Raw genomic sequence first — 19,717 nt, 5'->3', positions numbered from 1 at the left:
TCCGGGGGCAGTGCGGTTGTCGGGTGCTTACGCGGCCGCGAGCTTGGCTGCGGAGTCCGCGTCGACACAGGCCTGGATGACCGCGTCGAGGTCTCCGTCGAGCAGCTGGTCCAAGTTGTACGCCTTGAAGCCGACGCGGTGGTCCGAGATCCGGTTTTCCGGGAAGTTGTACGTCCGGATCTTCTCGGAGCGGTCGACGGTGCGGACCTGGCTGCGGCGGGCGTCCGCGGCCTTGCTCTCCGCTTCCTCCTGAGCCGCGGCAAGGAGCCTGGAGCGCAGAATACGCATCGCCTGCTCCTTGTTCTGCAGCTGGCTCTTCTCGTTCTGGCAGGAGGCGACCACTCCGGTGGGCAGGTGCGTGATGCGCACCGCGGAGTCGGTCGTGTTGACGGACTGGCCGCCGGGGCCCGAGGAGCGGTAGACGTCGATGCGCAGGTCGTTCGCGTGGATCTCGACGTCGACCTCCTCGGCCTCGGGCGTCACCAGGACGCCGGCCGCGGAGGTGTGGATCCGGCCCTGCGACTCGGTCGAGGGCACGCGCTGTACGCGGTGCACGCCGCCCTCGTACTTCAGCCGCGCCCAGACGCCCTGGCCGGGTTCTGTCGCGCCGTTGCCGCCCTTGGTCTTCACGGCGACCTGGACGTCCTTGTAGCCGCCGAGCTCGGACTCGGTGGCGTCGATGATCTCGGTCTTCCAGCCCACGCGCTCCGCGTACCGCAGATACATGCGCAGGAGGTCGCCGGCGAAGAGGGCCGACTCGTCGCCGCCCGCGCCCGCCTTGACCTCAAGGATGACGTCCTTGTCGTCGTTGGGGTCCCGGGGCACCAGGAGGAGCCGCAGCTTCTCGGTGATCTTCTCGCGCTGCCTCTCCAGGTCCTTGACCTCCGCGGCGAACTCCGGTTCCTCCGCGGCCATTTCACGGGCCGTCGCGATGTCCTCGCCGGTCTGCTTCCAGGTGCGGTACGTCGAGACGATCGGGGTCAGCTCGGCGTAGCGCTTGTTGAGCTTGCGCGCGTTGGCCTGGTCGGCGTGGACCGAGGGGTCCGCGAGCTTCGTCTCCAGATCGGCGTGCTCGCCGATCAGTTCCTCGACCGCCTCGAACATCGGGGTCTCCTGAGTTTTCTACGCGAAGGTACTGCGCAAGGGTTATACGCGAAGGTGGCTGCTGCGTCAGACGGCAAAGCGCCGGTCCCAACCGCCCCCTCCCGGGGGCGGCCGAAGACCGGCGCAGTGGCTCGCTACTTGTTGGCGGCGGCAGCCTTGCCGAAGCGGGCCTCGAAGCGGGCCACACGGCCGCCGGTGTCGAGGATCTTCTGCTTGCCCGTGTAGAACGGGTGGCACTCGGAGCAGACCTCGGCACGCACGGTGCCGCTGGAGATCGTGGAGCGGGTGGTGAACTCCGCGCCACAGGTGCAGCTGACCTGCGTCTCGACGTACTCGGGGTGGATTTCGCGCTTCAAGGTGTCTCCTAGTTTCGGGAGGGCGCCGGGTCGTACGCGCGGATTGCTCGTACGTGAACCGGGGCCGACGTACCAGTCTGCCAGGACGGGTCGCATCTGCCCAAACCGGGGTGGGGGCGGAAGTATTCCCGGAGGGTTCCGGCCGTCGCGATACGGCGTTCTCGGGACACCGTCAGTTACTGCTCACCACGTCGCTCGCGTCACCCTTGTCGCCCGCGGACTTCTCGGTGGCGGACTTGGGGATGGCCTTGTCGGCCTTGAGAGCGGCCCAGACCTGCCGGTCGGCCTTCTCCAGGGGCAGGACGCGGTTGGGGTCGCTGGGGTCGTACTGGATGGGCAGCGTGACCATCTTCATGTCGCCCGCGCCGATGCCCTTGAGGCCGCCGGCGAAGCCCGCGAGGCTCTTGACGTCGTTCAGGTCGGAGTCGGTGGTGATGGCGCTGGTCGCGTCGTTCGCCAGGTCGTACAGCTTCTTCGGGTTGCTGAAGACGCCGACGTCCTTGACCTGGTTGATCAGGGCCTTGATGAAGGCCTGCTGGAGCTGGATGCGGCCGAGGTCACTGCCGTCGCCGACGCCGTGCCGGGTACGGACGAGGCCGAGGGCCTGCTCGCCGGTGAGCTGGTGCTTGCCGGCCTTGAGGTTGAGGTGGCTGTCCTTGTCGTTGATCGCCTTCTTGGTGGTGATCTCGACACCGCCAAGAGTGTTGATCAACTTCTTGAAGCCCGTGAAGTCGACCTCCACGTAGTGGTCCATCCGGATGCCGGACATTTTCTCGACGGTCTTGACGGCACAGGCGGGTCCGCCGACCTCGTACGCCGTGTTGAACATCTGCCGCTGACCGCCCGGGTCCGTCCCGCCGTCGTCCGTCTTGCACTCGGGGCGGGATATCAGGGTGTCGCGGGGTATCGAGACGACGCTGGCCTTCTTGTGGCCCTTGTTCACGTGCACGACCATCGCCGTGTCCGAGCGGGCGGCGCCCTCGTCCTTGCCGTACTTGGCGTTGTCGCCGGAGCGGGAGTCGGAGCCGAGGACGAGGATGTCCTGCGAGCCGTTGTCGACGTCCTTGGGGCGGTCCGTGCCGAGCGCCGCGTTGATGTCGACGCCCTTGATGTTGCCGTTGAGCTTGAAGTACACGACGCCGAGGCCCGCACCGCCGAGGACGACCACCGAAGCCGCGGTCCACGCGGTGACGACGAGGACCTTGCTGCGCTTCTCGCGCGGCTTACGACGCCGTCCGCCACCACCTCGGTGCCGCTTCGGCTTCGTATCCCCGGATGCGCTCTCGTCGCTCATGTGCTCCTCAGTCCTCGCGGTCGGGTACCCCCTGCTTTCAGGGTCAGGCGCGGTTTGTCGTCACTGGTCAGACGTCGAAACCGAAAGAAGGGTTGCACAGCGGTTTATGAGCGCCCCGGAGCGCACTCGTGACGCATAGTGCACCTCTGCCCGCCCTTCCAGCTCCTCACCTGCGGGTTTTCCCGCCCCTGGGCTACTGCCCGTGACCGTAAAAATCTCTTAGCCGTGTGGCCAAGGTCATTCCGCGCGTCCGGGGTGGCCCACGACGAAGGGCCGCCCCCGTCGAATGACGGGGGCGGCCCTTCGCGGCGATGGGGACTAGTCGTTGCCGTTGCCCGGCGTCGGCGTCGTCTTCGCGATCTGCATGAGGAACTCGGCGTTCGACTTCGTCTGCTTCATCTTGTCGAGAAGCAGCTCGATGGCCTGCTGCGAGTCGAGCGCGTGCAGCACCCGGCGCAGCTTCCAGACGATCGCGAGCTCTTCGCTGTTGAGCAGGATCTCTTCCTTACGGGTGGAGGACGCGTCGACGTCCACCGCCGGGAAGATGCGCTTGTCCGAGAGCTTCCGGTCGAGCTTGAGCTCCATGTTGCCGGTGCCCTTGAACTCCTCGAAGATCACCTCGTCCATGCGCGAGCCGGTGTCGACGAGCGCGGTGGCCAGGATGGTCAGCGAGCCGCCGTCCTCGATGTTGCGCGCCGCACCGAAGAAGCGCTTCGGCGGGTAGAGCGCGGTCGAGTCGACACCACCGGACAGGATGCGCCCGGAGGCCGGGGCCGCCAGGTTGTACGCACGGCCCAGACGGGTGATGGAGTCGAGCAGCACGACCACGTCGTGACCCAGCTCCACGAGGCGCTTGGCGCGCTCGATGGCCAGCTCGGCGACCGTGGTGTGGTCCTCGGCCGGACGGTCGAAGGTCGAGGAGATGACCTCGCCCTTCACCGACCGCTGCATGTCGGTGACCTCTTCCGGACGCTCGTCGACCAGGACGACCATCAGGTGGCACTCGGGGCTGTTGACGGTGATCGCGTTGGCGACCGCCTGAAGGATCATGGTCTTGCCGGTCTTCGGCGGGGCCACGATCAGACCACGCTGGCCCTTACCGATCGGCGCGACGAGGTCGATGATCCGGGTCGTGAGCACACCCGGGTCGGTCTCCAGACGGAGCCGGTCCTGCGGGTAAAGGGGCGTCAGCTTGTTGAACTCCGGTCGCCCGCGCCCGGATTCGGCCGCCATGCCGTTCGCCGAGTCGAGGCGGACGAGCGCGTTGAACTTCTCGCGGCGCTCGCCGTCCTTGGGCTGACGGACGGCGCCGGTGACGTGGTCACCCTTGCGCAGACCGTTCTTGCGGACCTGGGCGAGCGAGACGTACACGTCGTTCGGTCCGGGCAGGTAGCCCGACGTACGAATGAACGCGTAGTTGTCGAGGATGTCCAGGATGCCCGCGACGGGGATCAGTACGTCGTCGTCGGCGACCTGCGGCTCGCTGGCGCCGCCGAACTCGTCACGGCCACGACGGCCACGGCGGTCGCGGTAGCGGCCACGGCGGCCGCGACGGCCACCCGCCTCGTCGTCGAAGTCGTCCTGCGGGCCGTTGTCCCGCTGGTCCCGCTGCTGACGGTCCTGGCGGTCACCGCGGTCCTGGCGGTCGCCGCGGTCACCCCTGTCCTGGCGGTCCTGACGGCCGCCGCCCTGCTGGCGGTTGCCGCCCTGCTGCTCGTCGCCCTTGTTGCCACGACGGTCGCGGTCGCGGCCACGGCCCTGACGGTCACGGCGCTCGCGGCGACCGTCGGCGTTGTTGTCGCCGGAGCCGTCACCCTTGGCCTCGGACGGCGCGTCCGCCTTGGCCTCGGACTGCTGCTCGGACTTCTGCTCGCTCTTGGCCTCGGCGGTGACCGTCTCGGGGCTGCCCGCGTCGGCGGTGGCACGGCGACGGCGGCGCTCACCCTTGTCGGCACCCGCGGGCTGGCCCGGGATGTCGATCTGCTGCTGGGCGACGGCCTCATCGGCCTTGGCGCCCGCGGTCTGCTCCGCCTTGTCGGCCTTGCTCGCCTTGGCGCCCTTGTCCGCGCTCGTCGAGTTCGCCGCGGTGTCCTCGCCCGTCCGGGCCTTCGAGGTCGCGCGGCGCTTGGGCTTCGTCTCGGCCTCGGCGGACGAAGCGGAAGGCGCGGCACTCTTCGCGGGGGAGCCCCCGGCCTGCGCCTCCTTGATGACCTCGATCAGCTGGCTCTTGCGCATGCGCGCGGTGCCCTTGATACCGAGGCCTGATGCGACCTGCTGCAGTTCCGCCAGCACCATGCCATCGAGGCCGGTGCCGCGGCGCCGCCGGGACCCGGCCGAAGCACCGGTGGCAGGCGCCGCAGAGGCGTCCGTGGCGGGCGTGTCGGCAGTCACGCCCATCAGATCGGTGGTGTCGCTCACGAAGGGTCCTTCCCTGGAGCGGACGTCGGCCTGTCTGGCTCGGCGACCGGTTGTGCTGTCCGGAGGTCCTTTGGTGTGTGGACCGTGCCGGGGCGGAGGTCCGCCAACGCGCGGCGGAAGAATTCACTGGTGATGGCGAGTCCCGGTGAGGTGCCACTGAGGTGCGGTGTCACTCGGCTCGGTCACGCCGGTTCCGGAGCGTGCTCGGCACCGCTCAGTGCGGGGCACAGAGCAGTTTGGGAGGCTCCCGGAAGGATGGATGTCCCGGACGGGGACACGAAGCACCTCGCCATGGTGGGGTCGGGTGCAGACTTGAGGTTAACACTACCGGATCCAACAAACATTCCCCCTCTTTCTATCCGGCTACCGGGTGTCAGGGCGCCAGCGGAAGCACGCTCGCGCCCGTCGCGTCGAGGGCCAGACGATTGGCCGCCCAGCCCTCTCCCGCAAGGCGTGCGACCTTGTCCGCCGCACTCTGGTCGACCAGCGCGAGGACCGTGGGTCCCGCGCCGGAGATCATGGCCGGGACACCGTCCGCGCGCAGGCGTTCCACCAAAGCTGCGCTCTCCGGCATGGCGGGCGCGCGGTACTCCTGGTGGAGGCGGTCCTCGGTGGCCGGAAGCAGCAGCTCGGGGCGCCTGGTCAGGGCCTCGACGAGCAGAGCCGCGCGGCCCGCGTTGGCGGCCGCGTCGACGTGCGGGACGGTGCGCGGGAGCAGTCCGCGCGCGGTTTCGGTGAGGACGGGCTTTCCGGGCACGAAGACCACCGGAACGATGGAATCCGCCGGCTCCATCCTGATCGCCCGCGCCGCTCCCCCGTCCATCCAGGAGAGCGTGAAGCCACCGAGCAGACAGGCGGCGACGTTGTCGGGGTGGCCCTCGATCTCGGTGGCGAGCTCAAGGAGGGCGTTGTCGTCGAGCCGGGCGTCTCCGCCTATCGTCACGGCGCGGGCGGCGACGATGCCCGCGCAGATGGCGGCGGACGACGAGCCGAGGCCCCGGCCGTGCGGAATGCGGTTGGCGCAGACGATTTCGAGCCCGCGCGGCTGTCCGCCGAGCAGGTCGAAGGCGGTGCGCAGGGAACGTACAAGCAGATGCGACTCGTCGCGCGGGAGCGTCTCGCCACCCTCACCTGCGATGTCGATGTTCAGTCCGGTGTCGGCCACCCGTACGACGACGTCGTCGTACAGACCCAGCGACAGGCCGAGGGCGTCGAAGCCCGGGCCGAGGTTGGCGCTGGTGGCGGGGGTGCGCACCCGGACGGCGGCGGCGCGGAACGCGGGACCGGCCATCGCTCGATGACTCTCCTTGAGCTGCGATCTTTTGAGGACTTGCCACGTGATGAGGCACTACCCGAAGGCCGCTCTGCGGCAGCACCGCGGCATATGCGGCGGGGCGGGTTCGGTACAGCCTATCGAAGGAAGGTTCTGTGGCGACATAGGGCGCACAGGAGGCGCACGATGCGTGTCGTAAGCCCCCTGTGCACCCCCTATGCGGAGTTGCGGGTTTTCCAGGCGGTTATGCCCGCCGTCCGTCTTCGGATACCCCCGGCGGGGACGGTTACGCCAGACCCAGACGCTCGGCCGCGGCGGCCGAGTCGACCGGAACCGTGACCGGCTGCGGCGCACCCGCGACGGCCCAGTCGGGGTCCTTGAGGCCGTTTCCGGTGACGGTGCAGACGATTCGCTGCCCCTTGTCGACCTTGCCCTGCTCGGCGGCCTTCAGCAGACCGGCGACGGAGGCGGCCGACGCCGGCTCGACGAAGACACCCTCCTGGGACGCCAACAGCTTGTAGGCGCGCAGGATCTCACGGTCCGTCACCTCGTCGATGAAGCCGTGCGACTCGTCGCGGGCGTCGAGCGCGTACTGCCAGGACGCGGGGTTGCCGATGCGAATCGCGGTGGCGATGGTCGACGGGTCCTTGACGATCTCGCCACGCACGATGGGCGCGGAACCGGAGGCCTGGAAGCCCCACATGCGGGGAGTACGCGTGGAGACCGCGTCGGCGGCGTACTCCTTGTAGCCCTTCCAATAGGCCGTGATGTTGCCCGCGTTGCCCACCGGAAGGACGTGGATGTCGGGGGCGTCACCGAGCGCGTCGACGATCTCGAACGACGCGGTCTTCTGGCCCTCGATGCGGAACGGGTTGACCGAATTGACCAGCGCCACCGGGTAGTTCTCGGAGAGGCTGCGCGCGAGGTTCAGGCAGTCGTCGAAGTTCCCGTCGACCTGGAGGATCTTCGAGCCGTAGACGAGCGCCTGGCCCATCTTGCCGAGCGCGATCTTGCCCTGCGGCACCAGGACGGCACAGACCATCCCGGCGCGTACGGCATAGGCGGCGGCCGAGGCCGACGTGTTGCCGGTGGAGGCGCAGATGACGGCCTTTGCGCCCTCCTCCTTGGCCTTCGTGATCGCCATCGTCATGCCGCGGTCCTTGAAGGACCCGGTCGGGTTGGCGCCCTCGACCTTGAGATGCACCTCGCAGCCCGTGCGCTCGGAGAGCACCTGCGCGGGCACGAGCGGCGTGCCGCCCTCGCGGAGCGTCACGACCGGCGTGGTGCCGGAGACGGGAAGACGGTCCCGGTACTCCTCGATGATTCCGCGCCACTGGTGGGTCATTGCTGGTTACTCTCCTTCAACCCGCATGATGCTGGCGACACCACGCACGGTGTCGAGGTTCCGCAACGCCTCGACGGTGCCGGTGAGGGCGGCGTCGGGCGCGCGGTGGGTGACGACGACGAGGGAGGCCTCGCCGTCCTTGCCCGTCTGACGGACCGTATCGATCGATACGCCGTGCTCGGCGAAGACCGTCGCGACCTGGGCGAGGACACCCGGCTTGTCGGCTACGTCGAGGCTGATGTGGTACCGCGTGACGACCTCGCCCATGGAGCCCACGGGCAGCTGGGTGTACGCGGATTCGCCGGGCCCGGTGGTTTCGTCGAGCTTGTTCCGGCAGACGGCGACGAGGTCGCCGAGGACGGCCGACGCGGTGGGCGAACCGCCCGCGCCGGGCCCGTAGAACATGAGCTGTCCGGCGGCCTCCGCCTCGACGAAGACGGCGTTGTACGCCTCGCGGACCGACGCCAGCGGATGGCTGAGCGGAATCATCGCGGGGTGCACGCGCGCGGTGACGGACCCGCCGTCGGCGGCGCGCTCGCAGATGGCGAGGAGCTTGATGGTGCAGCCCATGCGCTTCGCGGACGCGAAGTCGGCGCCGGTCACCTCGGTCATGCCCTCGCGGTAGACGTCGTCGAGACGCACGCGCGTGTGGAAGGCGATACCGGCGAGGATCGCGGCCTTGGCGGCGGCGTCGAAGCCTTCGACGTCGGCGGTCGGGTCGGCTTCGGCGTACCCGAGAGCGGTGGCCTCATCCAAGGCTTCCTGATACCCGGCACCCGTGGTGTCCATGGCATCGAGGATGAAGTTGGTGGTCCCGTTGACAATGCCAAGAACCCGGTTGACCTTGTCGCCGACCAGGGACTCGCGCAGCGGCCGGATCAGCGGAATGGCGCCGGCGACGGCGGCCTCGTAATAAAGGTCCCCGCCGTGCTGCTCGGCCGCGGCGTGCAGCGCGGCGCCGTCCTGGGCGATGAGCGCCTTGTTCGCGGAGACGACGGATGCGCCGTGCTCGAAAGCGGTGGTGATGAGGGTCCTGGCGGGCTCGATGCCGCCGATGACCTCGACGATGACGTCGATGTCCCCACGTTTGACCAGCGCGGTCGCGTCGGTGGTGATGAGGGAAGGATCGATTCCCTCACGCACCTTCGAGGGGCGGCGGACGGCGACCCCGGCGAGCTCCACCGGGGCGCCGATCCTGGCCGTGAGGTCGTCGGCGTGCGTCGTCATGATGCGCGCCACCTCTGAGCCGACAACCCCACAGCCCAGCAGCGCCACCTTCAGCGGACGCGTACGCATCATCCGACCTCACTTCTCATACATCTACAGTGGGACCAGTCTCACCCACCGGAACTGAGTTTCTAACCATTGTCCGGATCGTGAGACATGTATTTCATTGGCCGATACTTCATCGGCCGACGCGGCACGGGCCGCTTTTTCCTCAGCCGACGTCGAGCCGCAGGAGATCTTCCTCCGTCTCGCGCCGGACGATGACCCGCGCTTCCCCGTCCCGCACGGCGACGACCGGCGGACGAAGAGCGTGGTTGTAGTTGCTCGCCATGGAACGGCAGTACGCGCCTGTCGCGGGCACGGCGATCAGATCTCCGGGTGCGAGGTCGGCCGGGAGGAACGCGTCCTTCACCACGATGTCGCCGCTCTCACAGTGCTTGCCGACGACGCGTACGAGCATGGGCTCGGCGTCGGACGTCCGCGAGACAAGGGCGACGCTGTACTCGGCGTCGTAGAGCGCGGTACGGATGTTGTCGGACATGCCGCCGTCGACGGAGACGTACGTACGCAGACCTTCGAGCGGCTTGACCGTGCCGACCTCGTACAGCGTGAAGGCGGTCGGACCGACGATGGCGCGACCGGGCTCGACGGAGATACGAGGCGTACGCAGGTTGGCGGCCTCGCACTCGCGCGTGACGATCTCGCCGAGCGCCTTGGCGATCTCGTGCGGCTCGCGGGGGTCGTCGTCGGAGGTGTAGGCGATGCCGAGGCCGCCGCCGAGGTCGATCTCGGGAAGCTCGACGCCGTGCTCGTCACGGATCTCGGCGAGCAGCTGAACGACGCGGCGGGCCGAGACCTCGAACCCGGCCATGTCGAAGATCTGCGACCCGATGTGGGAATGCACCCCGATGAGCTCGAGCCCGTCGAGCTGCAACGCGCGCCGCACGGCCTCGGCGGCCTGTCCCCCGGCGAGGGCGATGCCGAACTTCTGGTCCTCGTGGGCGGTGGCGATGAACTCGTGGGTGTGGGCCTCGACGCCGACGGTCACACGGATCTGCACGGGCTGGCGCTTGCCGAGCCGCTCGGCGATGTGCGAGACGCGGGCGATCTCCTGGAAGGAGTCGAGGACGATGCGCCCGACGCCGACGTCGATGGCCCGCTCGATCTCTTCCACGGTCTTGTTGTTGCCGTGGAAGGCGATGCGGTCGGCGGGCATGCCGGCGTCGAGGGCGGTGGTGAGTTCGCCGCCGCTGCACACGTCCAGATTGAGCCCTTCCTCGTGCAGCCACCGGACGACGGCACGGGAGAGGAAGGCCTTCCCCGCGTAGAACACGTCGGCGTCGGCGCCGAAGGCACCGCGCCAGGCGTGGCAGCGGGCACGGAAGTCGGCCTCGTCGAGGAAGTAGGCGGGGGTGCCGAACTCCTCGGCGAGCCGGGTCACTTCGATGCCGCCGACGCTGACGACACCGTCGGCGCCACGCTCGACGGTCTGTGCCCAGACCTTCGGATCGAGGGAGTTCAGGTCGTCGGCCGGGGCGGTGTAGTGCCCCTCGGGCACTACGTCGGCGTGGCGGGGCCCGGCGGGGTGTGCGGAACGGCTCATGTCGCGGTCGTCTCTCTCACTTCAGTCACGTCGATCACGTCGTCGCGTCAGTCATGTCAGTCATGTCAGTCGCGTCTTCGCGTGTCACAAGTACTCGGGTGCGCTGATGCCGAGCAGGGACAGGCCGCCTGCGAGCACCGTCCCGGCGGCTTCGGCAAGCGCGAGCCGGGCGCGGTGGGCGGCCGAGGGTTTCTCGTCACCGAGCGGCAGGACGGAGGCCTGAAAGGCGAGGAGAGCGTCAGCCGTGACGATGAGGTGCCGGGCCAGCCGGTCGGGGGCGCGGTGCTGGGCGGCGGCGAGGATGCGGGGGTGGGCGGCTATCGCGTCCAGGAGGGGGGCGGATCGGGGGGTGGGGGCTGATCCCTCGGGGTGCGGGGCGGCGTCCCCCGGGGTGCTGTCGAAGCCGAGGGTGGTGGCGTTGCGGGTGAGGGCGCGGGTGCGGGAGTAGGCGTACCGCACCCGGAAGAGGGGGTTCTCCGCGCGCTGCAGCAGATGCTCGTCGCTGATGCGGGGCCGGTCGTGGGCGGCGGGGAACAGCAGGGCCCAGCGGGCGGCGTCGCGGCCGAGGGGGGCGGGGTCGGCCGGGGCGGGGACGGGCCGGAGGGTCGGCATCGGGGCCGGCGGCTTCCCGTGGGCGTCGACGCGTACGCCGAGGGCGGCCCAGCCGGGATCCGGGGCTTCTTCGCAGGTGGTGCGTACGAGGCCACCCTGGGAGCGGAGGATGCGGCGCAGGGAGTCGGCCAGCACGGCGGCGCGGACTTCGCGGGGGAAGTGGAGCTGGTGGAGGGCGCCGGTGTCGGGGTGGATGTGCCCGTAGCAGGCACCGCGGGCGAGTACGTCGCGCACGAGATCGGCGCCGGCACTGCCGCCGTAGGGCCCTTCCCGCTCCCCAGCTGCCTCAAGGGTGATGTTGAGGAACCCGGGCCCGGTGATGTCGATGGCCCCGATGCCGGGCTCCTCGGCGAGCCGGGGGCCCAGAATCTCGGCGACCCGCATCGGCGGCTGCCCGACGGCACGGGCGACCTGCAGGGCGACGTTGGTGGCGTAGTCCCCGCATCCGCCGGGCCGGGGCCGCTCAACGACGACGCGACTGGGCATGGCCACGTCACGGAGCTCACCTTGATCGACGGCACGACGCATGGCGCGCAGCACGGTGCGGGAGAGCTCGACGGGGGTCACGGGACAAGCGTATGGGAGGAGGGGGGTAGGGACGCGACCTGGTTTAGCGGATGGTCCGGGATGTGGACGGGGGGCGGGGTGCCGGGGCGAGCGGGGGCGGGGTGCCCGGGCGAGTACAGGACCGGCGGGCTCAGCGCGAGGGGTGACCCTCGCGGGCTCAGCTCTGGCAGCGCCCGGCGCCGGGCCGGTCGTTGCTACTGCCCGCATGTGCCGAGGGGCGGGGTAGGTCCGTCGGCGGTGGGGGGGGTGGGTTACCCCCCAGCCCTCCCCGCACGCTCCGCTTCGCCGGGGGCGGCCCCGCACTCACCGCCGAGCGCGTCGCTCCCACCCCCACCGCGCTCCATCAACTGCCGTACGCACCGCACGAGTTCGGAAGGTTCAAAGGGCTTGGCCAAGAAGGCGTCCACCCCGACCTCGAGCCCGTTCTCGACCTCGTACTGAGTACAGGCACTGACGATAACGAGGGGCAGATTGCGCGTACGCGGATCGGCACGGAGCCGGGCGGCGGTACGCAGCCCGTCAAGACGGGGCATCACCACGTCAAGGGTGACTACATCGGGCCTGACCTGGTTCACCACATCCAGGCACTCGGCACCATCAGCCGCGGTCACGACCTCGAAGCCCTCCAGCTCGAGGTTGACCCTGATCAGTTGCCGGATGACCTTGTTGTCGTCCACAACAAGCACGCGGCCGGACGCACCTGACACAACTCGAGAGTAGGTCCGCGCCCACCGCCGCGTCCGGCTTTTCCCCACTTCCACCCCGCGCGAGGGAGCCAAGGGCGACGCACGGGACGCAGGGTGCGGACGCGACGGCCCCCACGCCCACGGAAGTGCGGAAATACCTGTTCATGGGGAGCCGTTAGGAGCTGGTAGGGTTCTACACGTCGCCGCGCACGCCGCGCCGACACGCCCCCGTAGCTCAGGGGATAGAGCAACGGCCTCCGGAGCCGTGTGCGCAGGTTCGAATCCTGCCGGGGGCACCTTTGATCAGGTGCCCAAGACCCCGTCACCAGCGGAAACGCTGAGGCCGGGGTCTTCGCGTATCTACAGGCGTGTGCTGCCGTATGCCACCCGAAGTCGCCGTGGGCGAGGCCTGGTCGGGCGTTCGTGGGCGGGATCCTGACCCTCGGCCAACGTAAGCGTCAGGGGGTGCGGGCTGTCGTCGGCTTGGAGCCAGCGCAGCGTGGCGCCGTTGTGGGAAGTGGCGCCTCCCAGCCGGGGCCGTCCGGTGCCGGGCTCGATGATGAATGCCGAGCGGTGCGTCGCGAACCTGACGTCGCTCGTGGGGGTGACATACCGCCGGGACTGCCGACCGGCGCCGACCTTGAAGGTCGGCAATGTCTCGGCAACTCAGGGGGCGAAGGGCTGCCGGTCGTGCTCTGCAAGCGCGTGTAACGGGCACGTATCAGGGAGTGGGGGTGCGGAACGGTTTTGTGGGGTGTGCGTGTCCTGGTGATCAACAACCCTCGCTCGCACGAAGGAAGAGAAACTATGCGCGCCAAGTACCTCACCGCCCTCGCCCTTGCCACGGGGCTTTCCCTCACCGCCTGCCAAGGCGGCGGGGGCGACTCCGATGCGAGCAAGGGTGGCTCCGGGGATGGGGCCTCGGCCTCGTCCTCCTCCTCGTCCGAGAAGTCCGGCGGCAGCAGCGCATCCGACCAGGGCGCCGCGACTACCGGCGACGATTCCACCGCCACCGAAGCCGCCCAAGGCAGCGGCAGCGGCAACGGCAGCGGCAACGGGCAGGTCACCACCGGGCCCTGCAAGACCGCCGACCTCGGTTTCAGTACCTCTCACCGTATGGCTGAGGGCACGCTCATGGTCAGCCTCAAGAACAACGGTGGCGACTCCTGCTCGCTCAAGGGGTTTCCCGGAGTTGACCTCAGGTCCCAGGACGCCTCCGGGCCCCTCAGCGCCAAGCGCAGCAAGCTCGCCGCCCCGGCCGTTGCCGTCAAGCCCGGTGAGTCGACCCGGTTCACCCTTCACTACCCGTCGAACGACAGCGGCGGCTCCGGCGTGTACGTCAGCGCCATCGTCGTCACCCCGCCCAACGAAACCCACTCCAAGGCCCTCTCGGCCGACCTGCGCCTTCCGGTCGGCGCCGACGCCGGCGACCAGGTGCGGGTGGACCCCGTCGGCACCGGCAAGCAGTAGCACCCGAGCGGTCCGCTCACCGCGTCAGGGCTGTCCCCGTACCACCGACGGCAGTTCGTACGTCCCCTCGAAGAGCGCGGCCCGCGGCGTGTACATCCGTAGGGTCGTGCGGAAGCCGCCCGTGGGGGTGGGGAGCCAGTTGGGGGCCGACTTGTCTTCTGTGGGGCGTTGCGGTTGTAGGTGCAGGGTGAGGGAACCGTCGTCTTCGTGGGTCAGCGTCGGGGTGGCGTCGCCCAGCGAGTAGCGGTCGATGGGGTCGGCGTCGCTGGGGTTGGCGGTCAGGCGGCCTTCCTCGTCGTACACCGTCAGTGACCAGAACGCGTCCACCGGTGGTGGCTTCTCGAAGCGCAAGGTGTAGGGCTGGTCGCCGTTCAGGGGCCGGCCGTCGGCGTCCGTTGACGTCGTCGCGGTCGCCGCCTCGTAGGCGTGGCTTCCCCAGAGCTCGGTGTGGGTTGACGCGGCGCGGATCTGGCGGCCCAACTCCCTGTCCGTGTAGACCCATTGAGGGCCCTTGTGCGTGCCCACCTCGAAGTGGTCGGCGTTGTAGTCGAAGGCGTGGTAGCTCAGGTTCCAGCCGTTCTGTCGCTGGTCCGCAAGTTCCGCCGACGTCTCCTCGACCTTCCTTCTGCCCGCCGCGTAACCCGCCCGCAGCGCTTCCGCCAGCTCCGGATCCGGCTGGGCGTACGGGCTCGTCATGTCCAGCAGGCCCAGCGGGGCGAACCGTTGCTGGTACGTGAGGTCGGCCGGGGCCGGCGGGAAGGCGGCCATCCTCGCCCGCAGCTTCTCGTAGAAGAGCAGCTCCGGTTCGTTGTCCGGGACGTACGTGTGCGTGGGCAGTCCTCGCGGCTCGCCCGTCGCCGTCCAGTAGGGCTCCAGGAGCGTGTCCTCCTGTAGCGCTCGTACCGTTTCCACGTCGTCAGGCCCTGTGCAGGCCCACCGTCCGATGATCGTCGCCATCTCGGTCGGTACGGCGATCTGTGTGGCGCCCAGTGGGACCTCCTCGTCCCAGCCCGGAGGCGTGAGCAGGAAGCTGGCCTCGCCCGTGCCGGTGGCGCGGCGGCCCACGTACGCGAAGTTGTTGGTCCACGCGTCCACGAACTGCAGGACGTAGTAGCGGCCTGCCGTGTCCGGCACCGTCAGGAGCAGGGCGCCGCCGGACAGGTCGAGTTGTGCCACCGAGTGGATCGTGTCGTGGTCGGCGCCCGGGAGGGTGTCGTCGGGGCCCGCGGGCCGGTCGGCGTGGCTGAACTCGTTGAGCGGCGCGGCAGGTACCGGGCCCCTGCCCGCCCGGGAGAAGCGGTCGACTTCGTCGAGGTCGACCACCAGCGGGCAGCCGTAGATGTACGCCTCGGCCGCCAGCGCCTGGAGGTCGATCGTGCCGTCGGTCATGCCCGCCGCCTTCTCGTGGTCAAGCTCGTACGCGATCAAGGTTCTAGGCCATGGTCGGGCCGCCGCACCCCTCCTGCCACTCCTGCCGCTCCACGCGGCGTGGCGCGGTCGGACACGCCAGGCGGACGGCTGGATCAGTCCTTGTCGTCCGGGGGTGCCTGGTCGTCGCCGTAGCGGCGCTCGAACTTGGCCACCTGGCCCTCGGAGTCCACTACGCGGGCCCGGCCCGTGTAGAAGGGGTGGCTCTCGGAGGAGATCTCCACCTCCACCAGCGGATACGTCTCGCCGTCGTCCCACTCGATCGTCCGGTCGCTGGTGGCGGTGGAACGGGTGAGGAAGGCGTAGCCCGCCGAACGGTCCCTGAACACCACGGGGCGGTAGTTCGCGTTGTCCTGAGTCATCCTCCAAGGGTCGCCGCGTCCGTGCGCTCCGGCGAGTCCGGGGGCGCCAGGCGGGGTACCGCCGCCCTTCCCTACGCCGATCGGCCCCTACGCCGATGTTCTTTTCTTTGGAGCAGCCTTCTTCGCCGTCTTCGTCGCCGTCTTGGTGGCCGCTGTCTTCTTCGTCGTCACCTTTGAAGTGGACTTGGTCGCCTTCGACGGGGACTTCGCCGCCGTCCTCGTCGACCGCGTCGAAGACGTCGACTTCTTGCCGCCCACATCCTTCGGCTCCGCCGCGGCCCTCTTGCGCGCGGGCGCCGCCTTCTTCTTGCCGCCGCCCCGCTGTAGCTGCCTCACCTCCGCCACCGATTCGCCGCTCCCGCTGTCCCCGCCCCGAGCCGTCTTCGTCTTCGCCGCGCGCACGCTGTTCTCCAGCGCCGCCATCAGGTCGATGACCTTGCCCCCGCCCGGCTCCTCATCGGCAGGCGCCTCCTGGGGAGTCACGCCCTCGACCTTGGCGGCGATGAGTTCCTCCACCGCCGCGCGGTAGTCGTCGTGGAGGGAGGAGATGTCGACCTCCCCCAGCGTGTCCATGAGCGCGTCCGCCAGGTCCAGTTCCGCGTCCCGCACCGTGACCTTGGAGTCGGGGGCCACCCCCTCCGGCTCGCGGATCTCGTCCGGCCACAGAAGCCCGTGCATCGCGATGACGTCGTCCACCACCCGCAGCATCCCCAGCCGCTCCCGGCCCCGCAGGGCGAACCTCGCGATCGCCACCTTCCGGCTGCGCTTCAGTGCCTCCCGCAGCAATGTGTACGGCTTGGCGGCGGGGATCCCATTGGCCGACAAGTAGTACGCGGTCTCCATCTGCAGCGGGTCGATCCGCTCCTCGGGGACGAAGGCGACGATCTCGATCGTCTTGGCCGTCGGGATCGGCAGCGCCGCCAGATCCTCGTCCGAGATCGGGATGACCGAGCCGTCCGCGTCCTCGTACCCCTTGCTGATCTCGGCGGACGTCACCTCCTTCTCCTCCAGCTCGCACACCTTGCGATAGCGGATCCGGCCCCCGTCCTCCATATGGATCTGCCGGAAGGAGATCGCGTGGTTCTCGGTGGCGTTCACGACCTTGATCGGGATGCTTACCAGCCCGAAGGAGATCGCACCGTTCCATATGGATCGCACGTCATGCACCTCTCAGCAGGCGGGGATCGACAACCCAAGGGGGGTGGTCGGGGTTCAGCAAGGCTTTGGGTGGTTTGTGCCCATTCGTGGGATTCTCATCGTATGACGCCGATCACGGAGGTGGAGGGGCGGCGACTGGCCCTCAGCAATCTGGAGAAGGTGCTGTACCCGGCATCCGGCTTCACCAAGGGCGAGATGCTGCACTACTACGCCAGTACCGCCGGGGCTCTCCTCGCCCATCTCCGCGACCGGCCCGTCTCCTTCCTCCGCTTCCCGGACGGGCCCGACGGCCAGCGCTTCTTCGCCAAGAACGTGCCGCCGGGCACCCCCGTCTGGGTCCACACCGCCGACGTACCGCGCTCGGACAGGGACGTCCGGCAGAGCACTGGAACGAACGCCCCGCAGATCGTCATCAACGACCTGCCCAGCCTCATGTGGGCCGCCAATCTGGTGACGGAGTTCCACACACCGCAGTGGCTGACCGACGCCCCCGGCCTCGCCGACCGGCTCGTCCTCGATCTGGACCCCGGTGACCCGGCCACCATCGTGGAGTGCTGCCGGGCGGCCCTCTGGCTGCGCGACCGGCTCGCGGCTGACGGTCTTCACGCCTACGCCAAGACCTCCGGTTCCAAGGGCCTTCACCTGCTCTGCCCTCTGGAGCCGACCGCCTCCGAGCAGGTCACCGCGTACGCGAAGGTGCTGGCCAAGGAGGCCGAGGCCGAGCTGCCCGAGCTGGTCGTCCACCGGATGATCCGCAGCCTGCGCCCCGGAAAGGTCTTCGTCGACTTCAGCCAGAACGCCGCGGCGAAGACGACCGCCACCCCCTACACCCTCCGCGCCCGCCAGGAACCGACCGCCTCCACCCCGGTGACCTGGGCGGAAGTCGAAGAGTGCGGCAGTGCGGCCCAGCTCGTCTTCCTGGCCGACGACATCGCGCCCCGCCTGCAACGGCACGGGGACCTCCTGAGCCCCCTCAACGACCCGAACCGGGCCCGCCCCCTCCCCCGCAAGGCCCGGTCGTGATCACGCTGGGCCTACTCGCCGAGGCCGCGGCGCAGCTGCCAGCCGGCACCATGCTCGACGGCGTTATGCGACCTGTTGGAGTGTTTCGCCTGCCCGACGGCACCAGCCTCTGCCAGACCTGTTCGCCCAAGGTCAACGCCCTGACCTCTGACGGGCCGGTCTGCGGCGGCTGCTACTCCAGCCCTGCCCGCCTGTGCGGTGTCTGCGGGCAGATCGTTCCCATCGTCGCCCGGGCCGACGGCTCCAGGCCGGACACCTGCGACCGGTGCTACAAGCGACGCGAAAAGACCTGCCCCATGTGCGACACGTGCCGCCCTCGCGAAGAGTGCGCATGTGCCCCGTGCGGGCGTGTCGCGAAGATACGTGATGGGAGACGGGAGCGAGGACATCACGCCGACATCCAGCTGAGGCGGGGCAGGGCCTGGCCCGCACCGCCTACACCCGCAGCCACGTATGCCGGTCACGCGCCATCGCGTGCAGCGCCTCCACATCGGCCGGTTTCAGTACGCCGCCCATGCCCGCCAGCGAGGACACCTCCTCCTCGCGCACGATCCGCACCGCGCGCGGCGGCTCCGTGACGTGGAGGTCCGTCGCCCCCGCCAGGGCGAGGACCGGGCGGATCTCGGCGGTCAGCGCGAAGGACGCCCGGTCGGCGTCGGCGCGGATCTCCCTCAGAAGTGGACGCGGGTCCGCGCGGCCGACCACGACCATCGGGTCGGCGACGCGCACCCGCTGCTTGCGGGCGGGGAGGGTGTGGACGCTGAACAGGCCGCCGGGGCCGATCAGGAGGTGATGGATACGGGCGCCGCCCGGCAGCGGGACCGAGTGCAGCGTGCGCCAGCCGGCGCCTTCGAGGCCGTCGAGCACCTCGCCGACGGCCTGCTCGGCGGTGAGTGCCCGCTGACGTGGGTCGGCGCGCAGCCTGCGGGCGGGAGGCGGTTCGCGGTCAAGGGCGATCAGGAGGGTCTCGCCGGGGCGGTTCGGGGCGAGGTCGTCGTCCGGATGGAGGGCGAGACGGGCCAGCTCGGCGGCGGTCGGGACGGGCGGCGGGCCGATCGAGTAGCTGCCGGTCAGGAAGGGTGCGAGGACGCGCAGGACGTCCTCCCTGCGGTCCTCGCCGAGCAGGTTCACGCGGGACGACTCCCTGTCGTACCACGCCACGTTCCTGCCGTCCGCGAGACATACGTACAGCCGCTCCTGCCCGTGCCGCCAGGCCGGTATGACGCGCAGTCCGCTCATGCACCATCACCCCACCGACCATGGGAGCAGCAAGGACATGCCTTGGGCAAGAACCTGGGCGTCGCGGAAGGGAGTTGAGCCACGAGCTGAGCCATGAGCCGCTCGTGACAGCACCGCCTCCGGGGGGACGGCCGACCGTTACGTAAATGAGTAATTGCCGCAATAGCGGACATCTAGCCTTATAGGTACTTGCCGTAGGCCGTAACCGCCACCCATAAGGACCGCACGTGAACACCTACCGCCGCCGCTCCCTCCTCCGTGCCGCAGCCGTGACCACCGTCGGCGGCGGTGCGTTCCTCCTGCCCGCCGTCGCCGCGGTCGCGGATTCGCCCGCGCGGGTCGACGGCACGAGGACGGTCGCTCCCGACGCGCGACAGGTCCACGTGGCGCCCAAGGGCGAAGCCGCACCCCAGGGCGGCACCGGCACCGAGGGGTTCCACAGCGGTGACCCGGCGTTCCTCGCCGCCGGTGGCGCCATGGCGGCGGCCGGTGCGGCCGGTCTCGGGTACGCGATGCTGCGCCGCGGCCGCACCGACGCCTGAGTCGTCTCCC

Annotated in this window: 17 protein-coding genes and 1 tRNA gene; 4 read left to right on the top strand and 14 right to left on the bottom strand. The window is 69.5% G+C overall.

Features of this window, described 5'->3' with window-relative positions; genetic code table 11:
• Positions 1-27 precede the first annotated feature (27 nt).
• The 10 genes from prfA to ACGFX9_RS16455 form a co-directional block, all read right to left on the bottom strand.
• Positions 28-1,104, bottom strand: a complete 1,077-nt coding sequence (prfA, locus tag ACGFX9_RS16500; RefSeq protein ID WP_393471446.1) for a peptide chain release factor 1 — start codon at positions 1,102-1,104, stop codon at positions 28-30.
• A gap of 134 nt (positions 1,105-1,238) precedes the next feature.
• On the bottom strand, positions 1,239-1,460 hold the full coding sequence (rpmE, locus tag ACGFX9_RS16495; RefSeq protein WP_249587748.1) for a 50S ribosomal protein L31: 222 nt from the start codon (positions 1,458-1,460) through the stop codon (positions 1,239-1,241).
• Between the two features lie 172 nt (positions 1,461-1,632).
• Complete coding sequence (locus tag ACGFX9_RS16490; protein WP_393471444.1) at positions 1,633-2,754, bottom strand: LCP family protein; 1,122 nt, start codon at positions 2,752-2,754, stop codon at positions 1,633-1,635.
• Positions 2,755-3,072: 318 nt separating this feature from the next.
• The gene (gene rho, locus ACGFX9_RS16485) at positions 3,073-5,172 is read right to left on the bottom strand and encodes a transcription termination factor Rho (RefSeq protein WP_393471441.1); all 2,100 of its coding nucleotides are present in this window, start codon (positions 5,170-5,172) and stop codon (positions 3,073-3,075) included.
• A gap of 373 nt (positions 5,173-5,545) precedes the next feature.
• Positions 5,546-6,463 (bottom strand): homoserine kinase, encoded by a 918-nt coding sequence (gene thrB / locus ACGFX9_RS16480; RefSeq protein WP_393471438.1) that lies wholly within the window; start codon positions 6,461-6,463, stop codon positions 5,546-5,548.
• A gap of 268 nt (positions 6,464-6,731) precedes the next feature.
• The gene (gene thrC, locus ACGFX9_RS16475) at positions 6,732-7,790 is read right to left on the bottom strand and encodes a threonine synthase (protein WP_393471436.1); all 1,059 of its coding nucleotides are present in this window, start codon (positions 7,788-7,790) and stop codon (positions 6,732-6,734) included.
• A gap of 6 nt (positions 7,791-7,796) precedes the next feature.
• Positions 7,797-9,086, bottom strand: a complete 1,290-nt coding sequence (locus ACGFX9_RS16470; protein ID WP_393472458.1) for a homoserine dehydrogenase — start codon at positions 9,084-9,086, stop codon at positions 7,797-7,799.
• Between the two features lie 142 nt (positions 9,087-9,228).
• A complete protein-coding gene (lysA, locus tag ACGFX9_RS16465) occupies positions 9,229-10,620 on the bottom strand; it encodes a diaminopimelate decarboxylase (RefSeq protein ID WP_393471433.1) in 1,392 nt (463 codons plus the stop codon).
• An 84-nt stretch (positions 10,621-10,704) separates the two neighbouring features.
• Positions 10,705-11,799 (bottom strand): ArgS-related anticodon-binding protein NrtL, encoded by a 1,095-nt coding sequence (gene nrtL / locus ACGFX9_RS16460; protein ID WP_393471430.1) that lies wholly within the window; start codon positions 11,797-11,799, stop codon positions 10,705-10,707.
• 251 nt (positions 11,800-12,050) lie between these two features.
• Positions 12,051-12,560: a response regulator gene (locus tag ACGFX9_RS16455; RefSeq protein WP_393471427.1), complete on the bottom strand. Its 510-nt coding sequence runs from the start codon at positions 12,558-12,560 to the stop codon at positions 12,051-12,053.
• Positions 12,561-12,709: 149 nt separating this feature from the next.
• Here ACGFX9_RS16455 and ACGFX9_RS16450 point away from each other — a divergent pair.
• Positions 12,710-12,781: transfer RNA gene (locus tag ACGFX9_RS16450), tRNA-Arg, on the top strand.
• 511 nt (positions 12,782-13,292) lie between these two features.
• The gene (locus ACGFX9_RS16445; protein ID WP_393471424.1) at positions 13,293-13,955 is read left to right on the top strand and encodes a DUF4232 domain-containing protein; all 663 of its coding nucleotides are present in this window, start codon (positions 13,293-13,295) and stop codon (positions 13,953-13,955) included.
• 24 nt (positions 13,956-13,979) lie between these two features.
• On the opposite strand, the gene ACGFX9_RS16440 is transcribed toward ACGFX9_RS16445, so the two are convergent.
• The 3 genes from ACGFX9_RS16440 to ACGFX9_RS16430 form a co-directional block, all read right to left on the bottom strand.
• Complete coding sequence (locus ACGFX9_RS16440) at positions 13,980-15,383, bottom strand: DUF1254 domain-containing protein (protein ID WP_393471421.1); 1,404 nt, start codon at positions 15,381-15,383, stop codon at positions 13,980-13,982.
• Between the two features lie 95 nt (positions 15,384-15,478).
• A complete protein-coding gene (locus tag ACGFX9_RS16435) occupies positions 15,479-15,745 on the bottom strand; it encodes a type B 50S ribosomal protein L31 (RefSeq protein ID WP_393471418.1) in 267 nt (88 codons plus the stop codon).
• Positions 15,746-15,832: 87 nt separating this feature from the next.
• Positions 15,833-16,903 carry a Ku protein gene (locus ACGFX9_RS16430; protein WP_393471414.1) on the bottom strand — a complete coding sequence of 357 codons (1,071 nt, stop codon included), beginning with the start codon at positions 16,901-16,903 and terminating at the stop codon, positions 15,833-15,835.
• Positions 16,904-17,005: 102 nt separating this feature from the next.
• Between ACGFX9_RS16430 and ligD the strand changes: the two genes are divergently transcribed.
• A complete protein-coding gene (ligD, locus tag ACGFX9_RS16425) occupies positions 17,006-17,926 on the top strand; it encodes a non-homologous end-joining DNA ligase (protein ID WP_393471411.1) in 921 nt (306 codons plus the stop codon).
• A 435-nt stretch (positions 17,927-18,361) separates the two neighbouring features.
• Here ligD and ACGFX9_RS16420 read toward each other — a convergent pair whose 3' ends face one another.
• Positions 18,362-19,165, bottom strand: a complete 804-nt coding sequence (locus tag ACGFX9_RS16420) for a nuclease-related domain-containing protein (protein WP_393471408.1) — start codon at positions 19,163-19,165, stop codon at positions 18,362-18,364.
• Between the two features lie 227 nt (positions 19,166-19,392).
• On the opposite strand from ACGFX9_RS16420, the gene ACGFX9_RS16415 reads away from it, so the two are divergent.
• On the top strand, positions 19,393-19,707 hold the full coding sequence (locus ACGFX9_RS16415) for a hypothetical protein (protein WP_393471405.1): 315 nt from the start codon (positions 19,393-19,395) through the stop codon (positions 19,705-19,707).
• Positions 19,708-19,717: the final 10 nt, after the last annotated feature.

The organism is Streptomyces sp. NPDC048436 (assembly GCF_043200355.1).
In the GTDB taxonomy this organism is placed as follows: domain Bacteria; phylum Actinomycetota; class Actinomycetes; order Streptomycetales; family Streptomycetaceae; genus Streptomyces.
The sequence above is the reverse complement of the archived record's forward strand: the minus strand, read 5'-3'. Positions and strand labels throughout refer to the sequence as shown.

Excerpts from the sequence above, each read along its gene's own strand:
- prfA (WP_393471446.1), bottom strand. The coding sequence starts at position 1,104 with ATGTTCGAGGCGGTCGAGGAACTGATCGGCGAGCACGCCGATCTGGAG.
- ACGFX9_RS16490 (WP_393471444.1), bottom strand. The coding sequence starts at position 2,754 with ATGAGCGACGAGAGCGCATCCGGGGATACGAAGCCGAAGCGGCACCGA.
- thrB (WP_393471438.1), bottom strand. The coding sequence starts at position 6,463 with ATGGCCGGTCCCGCGTTCCGCGCCGCCGCCGTCCGGGTGCGCACCCCC.
- thrC (WP_393471436.1), bottom strand. The coding sequence starts at position 7,790 with ATGACCCACCAGTGGCGCGGAATCATCGAGGAGTACCGGGACCGTCTT.
- ACGFX9_RS16470 (WP_393472458.1), bottom strand. The coding sequence starts at position 9,086 with ATGCGTACGCGTCCGCTGAAGGTGGCGCTGCTGGGCTGTGGGGTTGTC.
- lysA (WP_393471433.1), bottom strand. The coding sequence starts at position 10,620 with ATGAGCCGTTCCGCACACCCCGCCGGGCCCCGCCACGCCGACGTAGTG.
- ACGFX9_RS16445 (WP_393471424.1), top strand. The coding sequence starts at position 13,293 with ATGCGCGCCAAGTACCTCACCGCCCTCGCCCTTGCCACGGGGCTTTCC.
- ACGFX9_RS16435 (WP_393471418.1), bottom strand. The coding sequence starts at position 15,745 with ATGACTCAGGACAACGCGAACTACCGCCCCGTGGTGTTCAGGGACCGT.
- ligD (WP_393471411.1), top strand. The coding sequence starts at position 17,006 with ATGACGCCGATCACGGAGGTGGAGGGGCGGCGACTGGCCCTCAGCAAT.
- ACGFX9_RS16420 (WP_393471408.1), bottom strand. The coding sequence starts at position 19,165 with ATGAGCGGACTGCGCGTCATACCGGCCTGGCGGCACGGGCAGGAGCGG.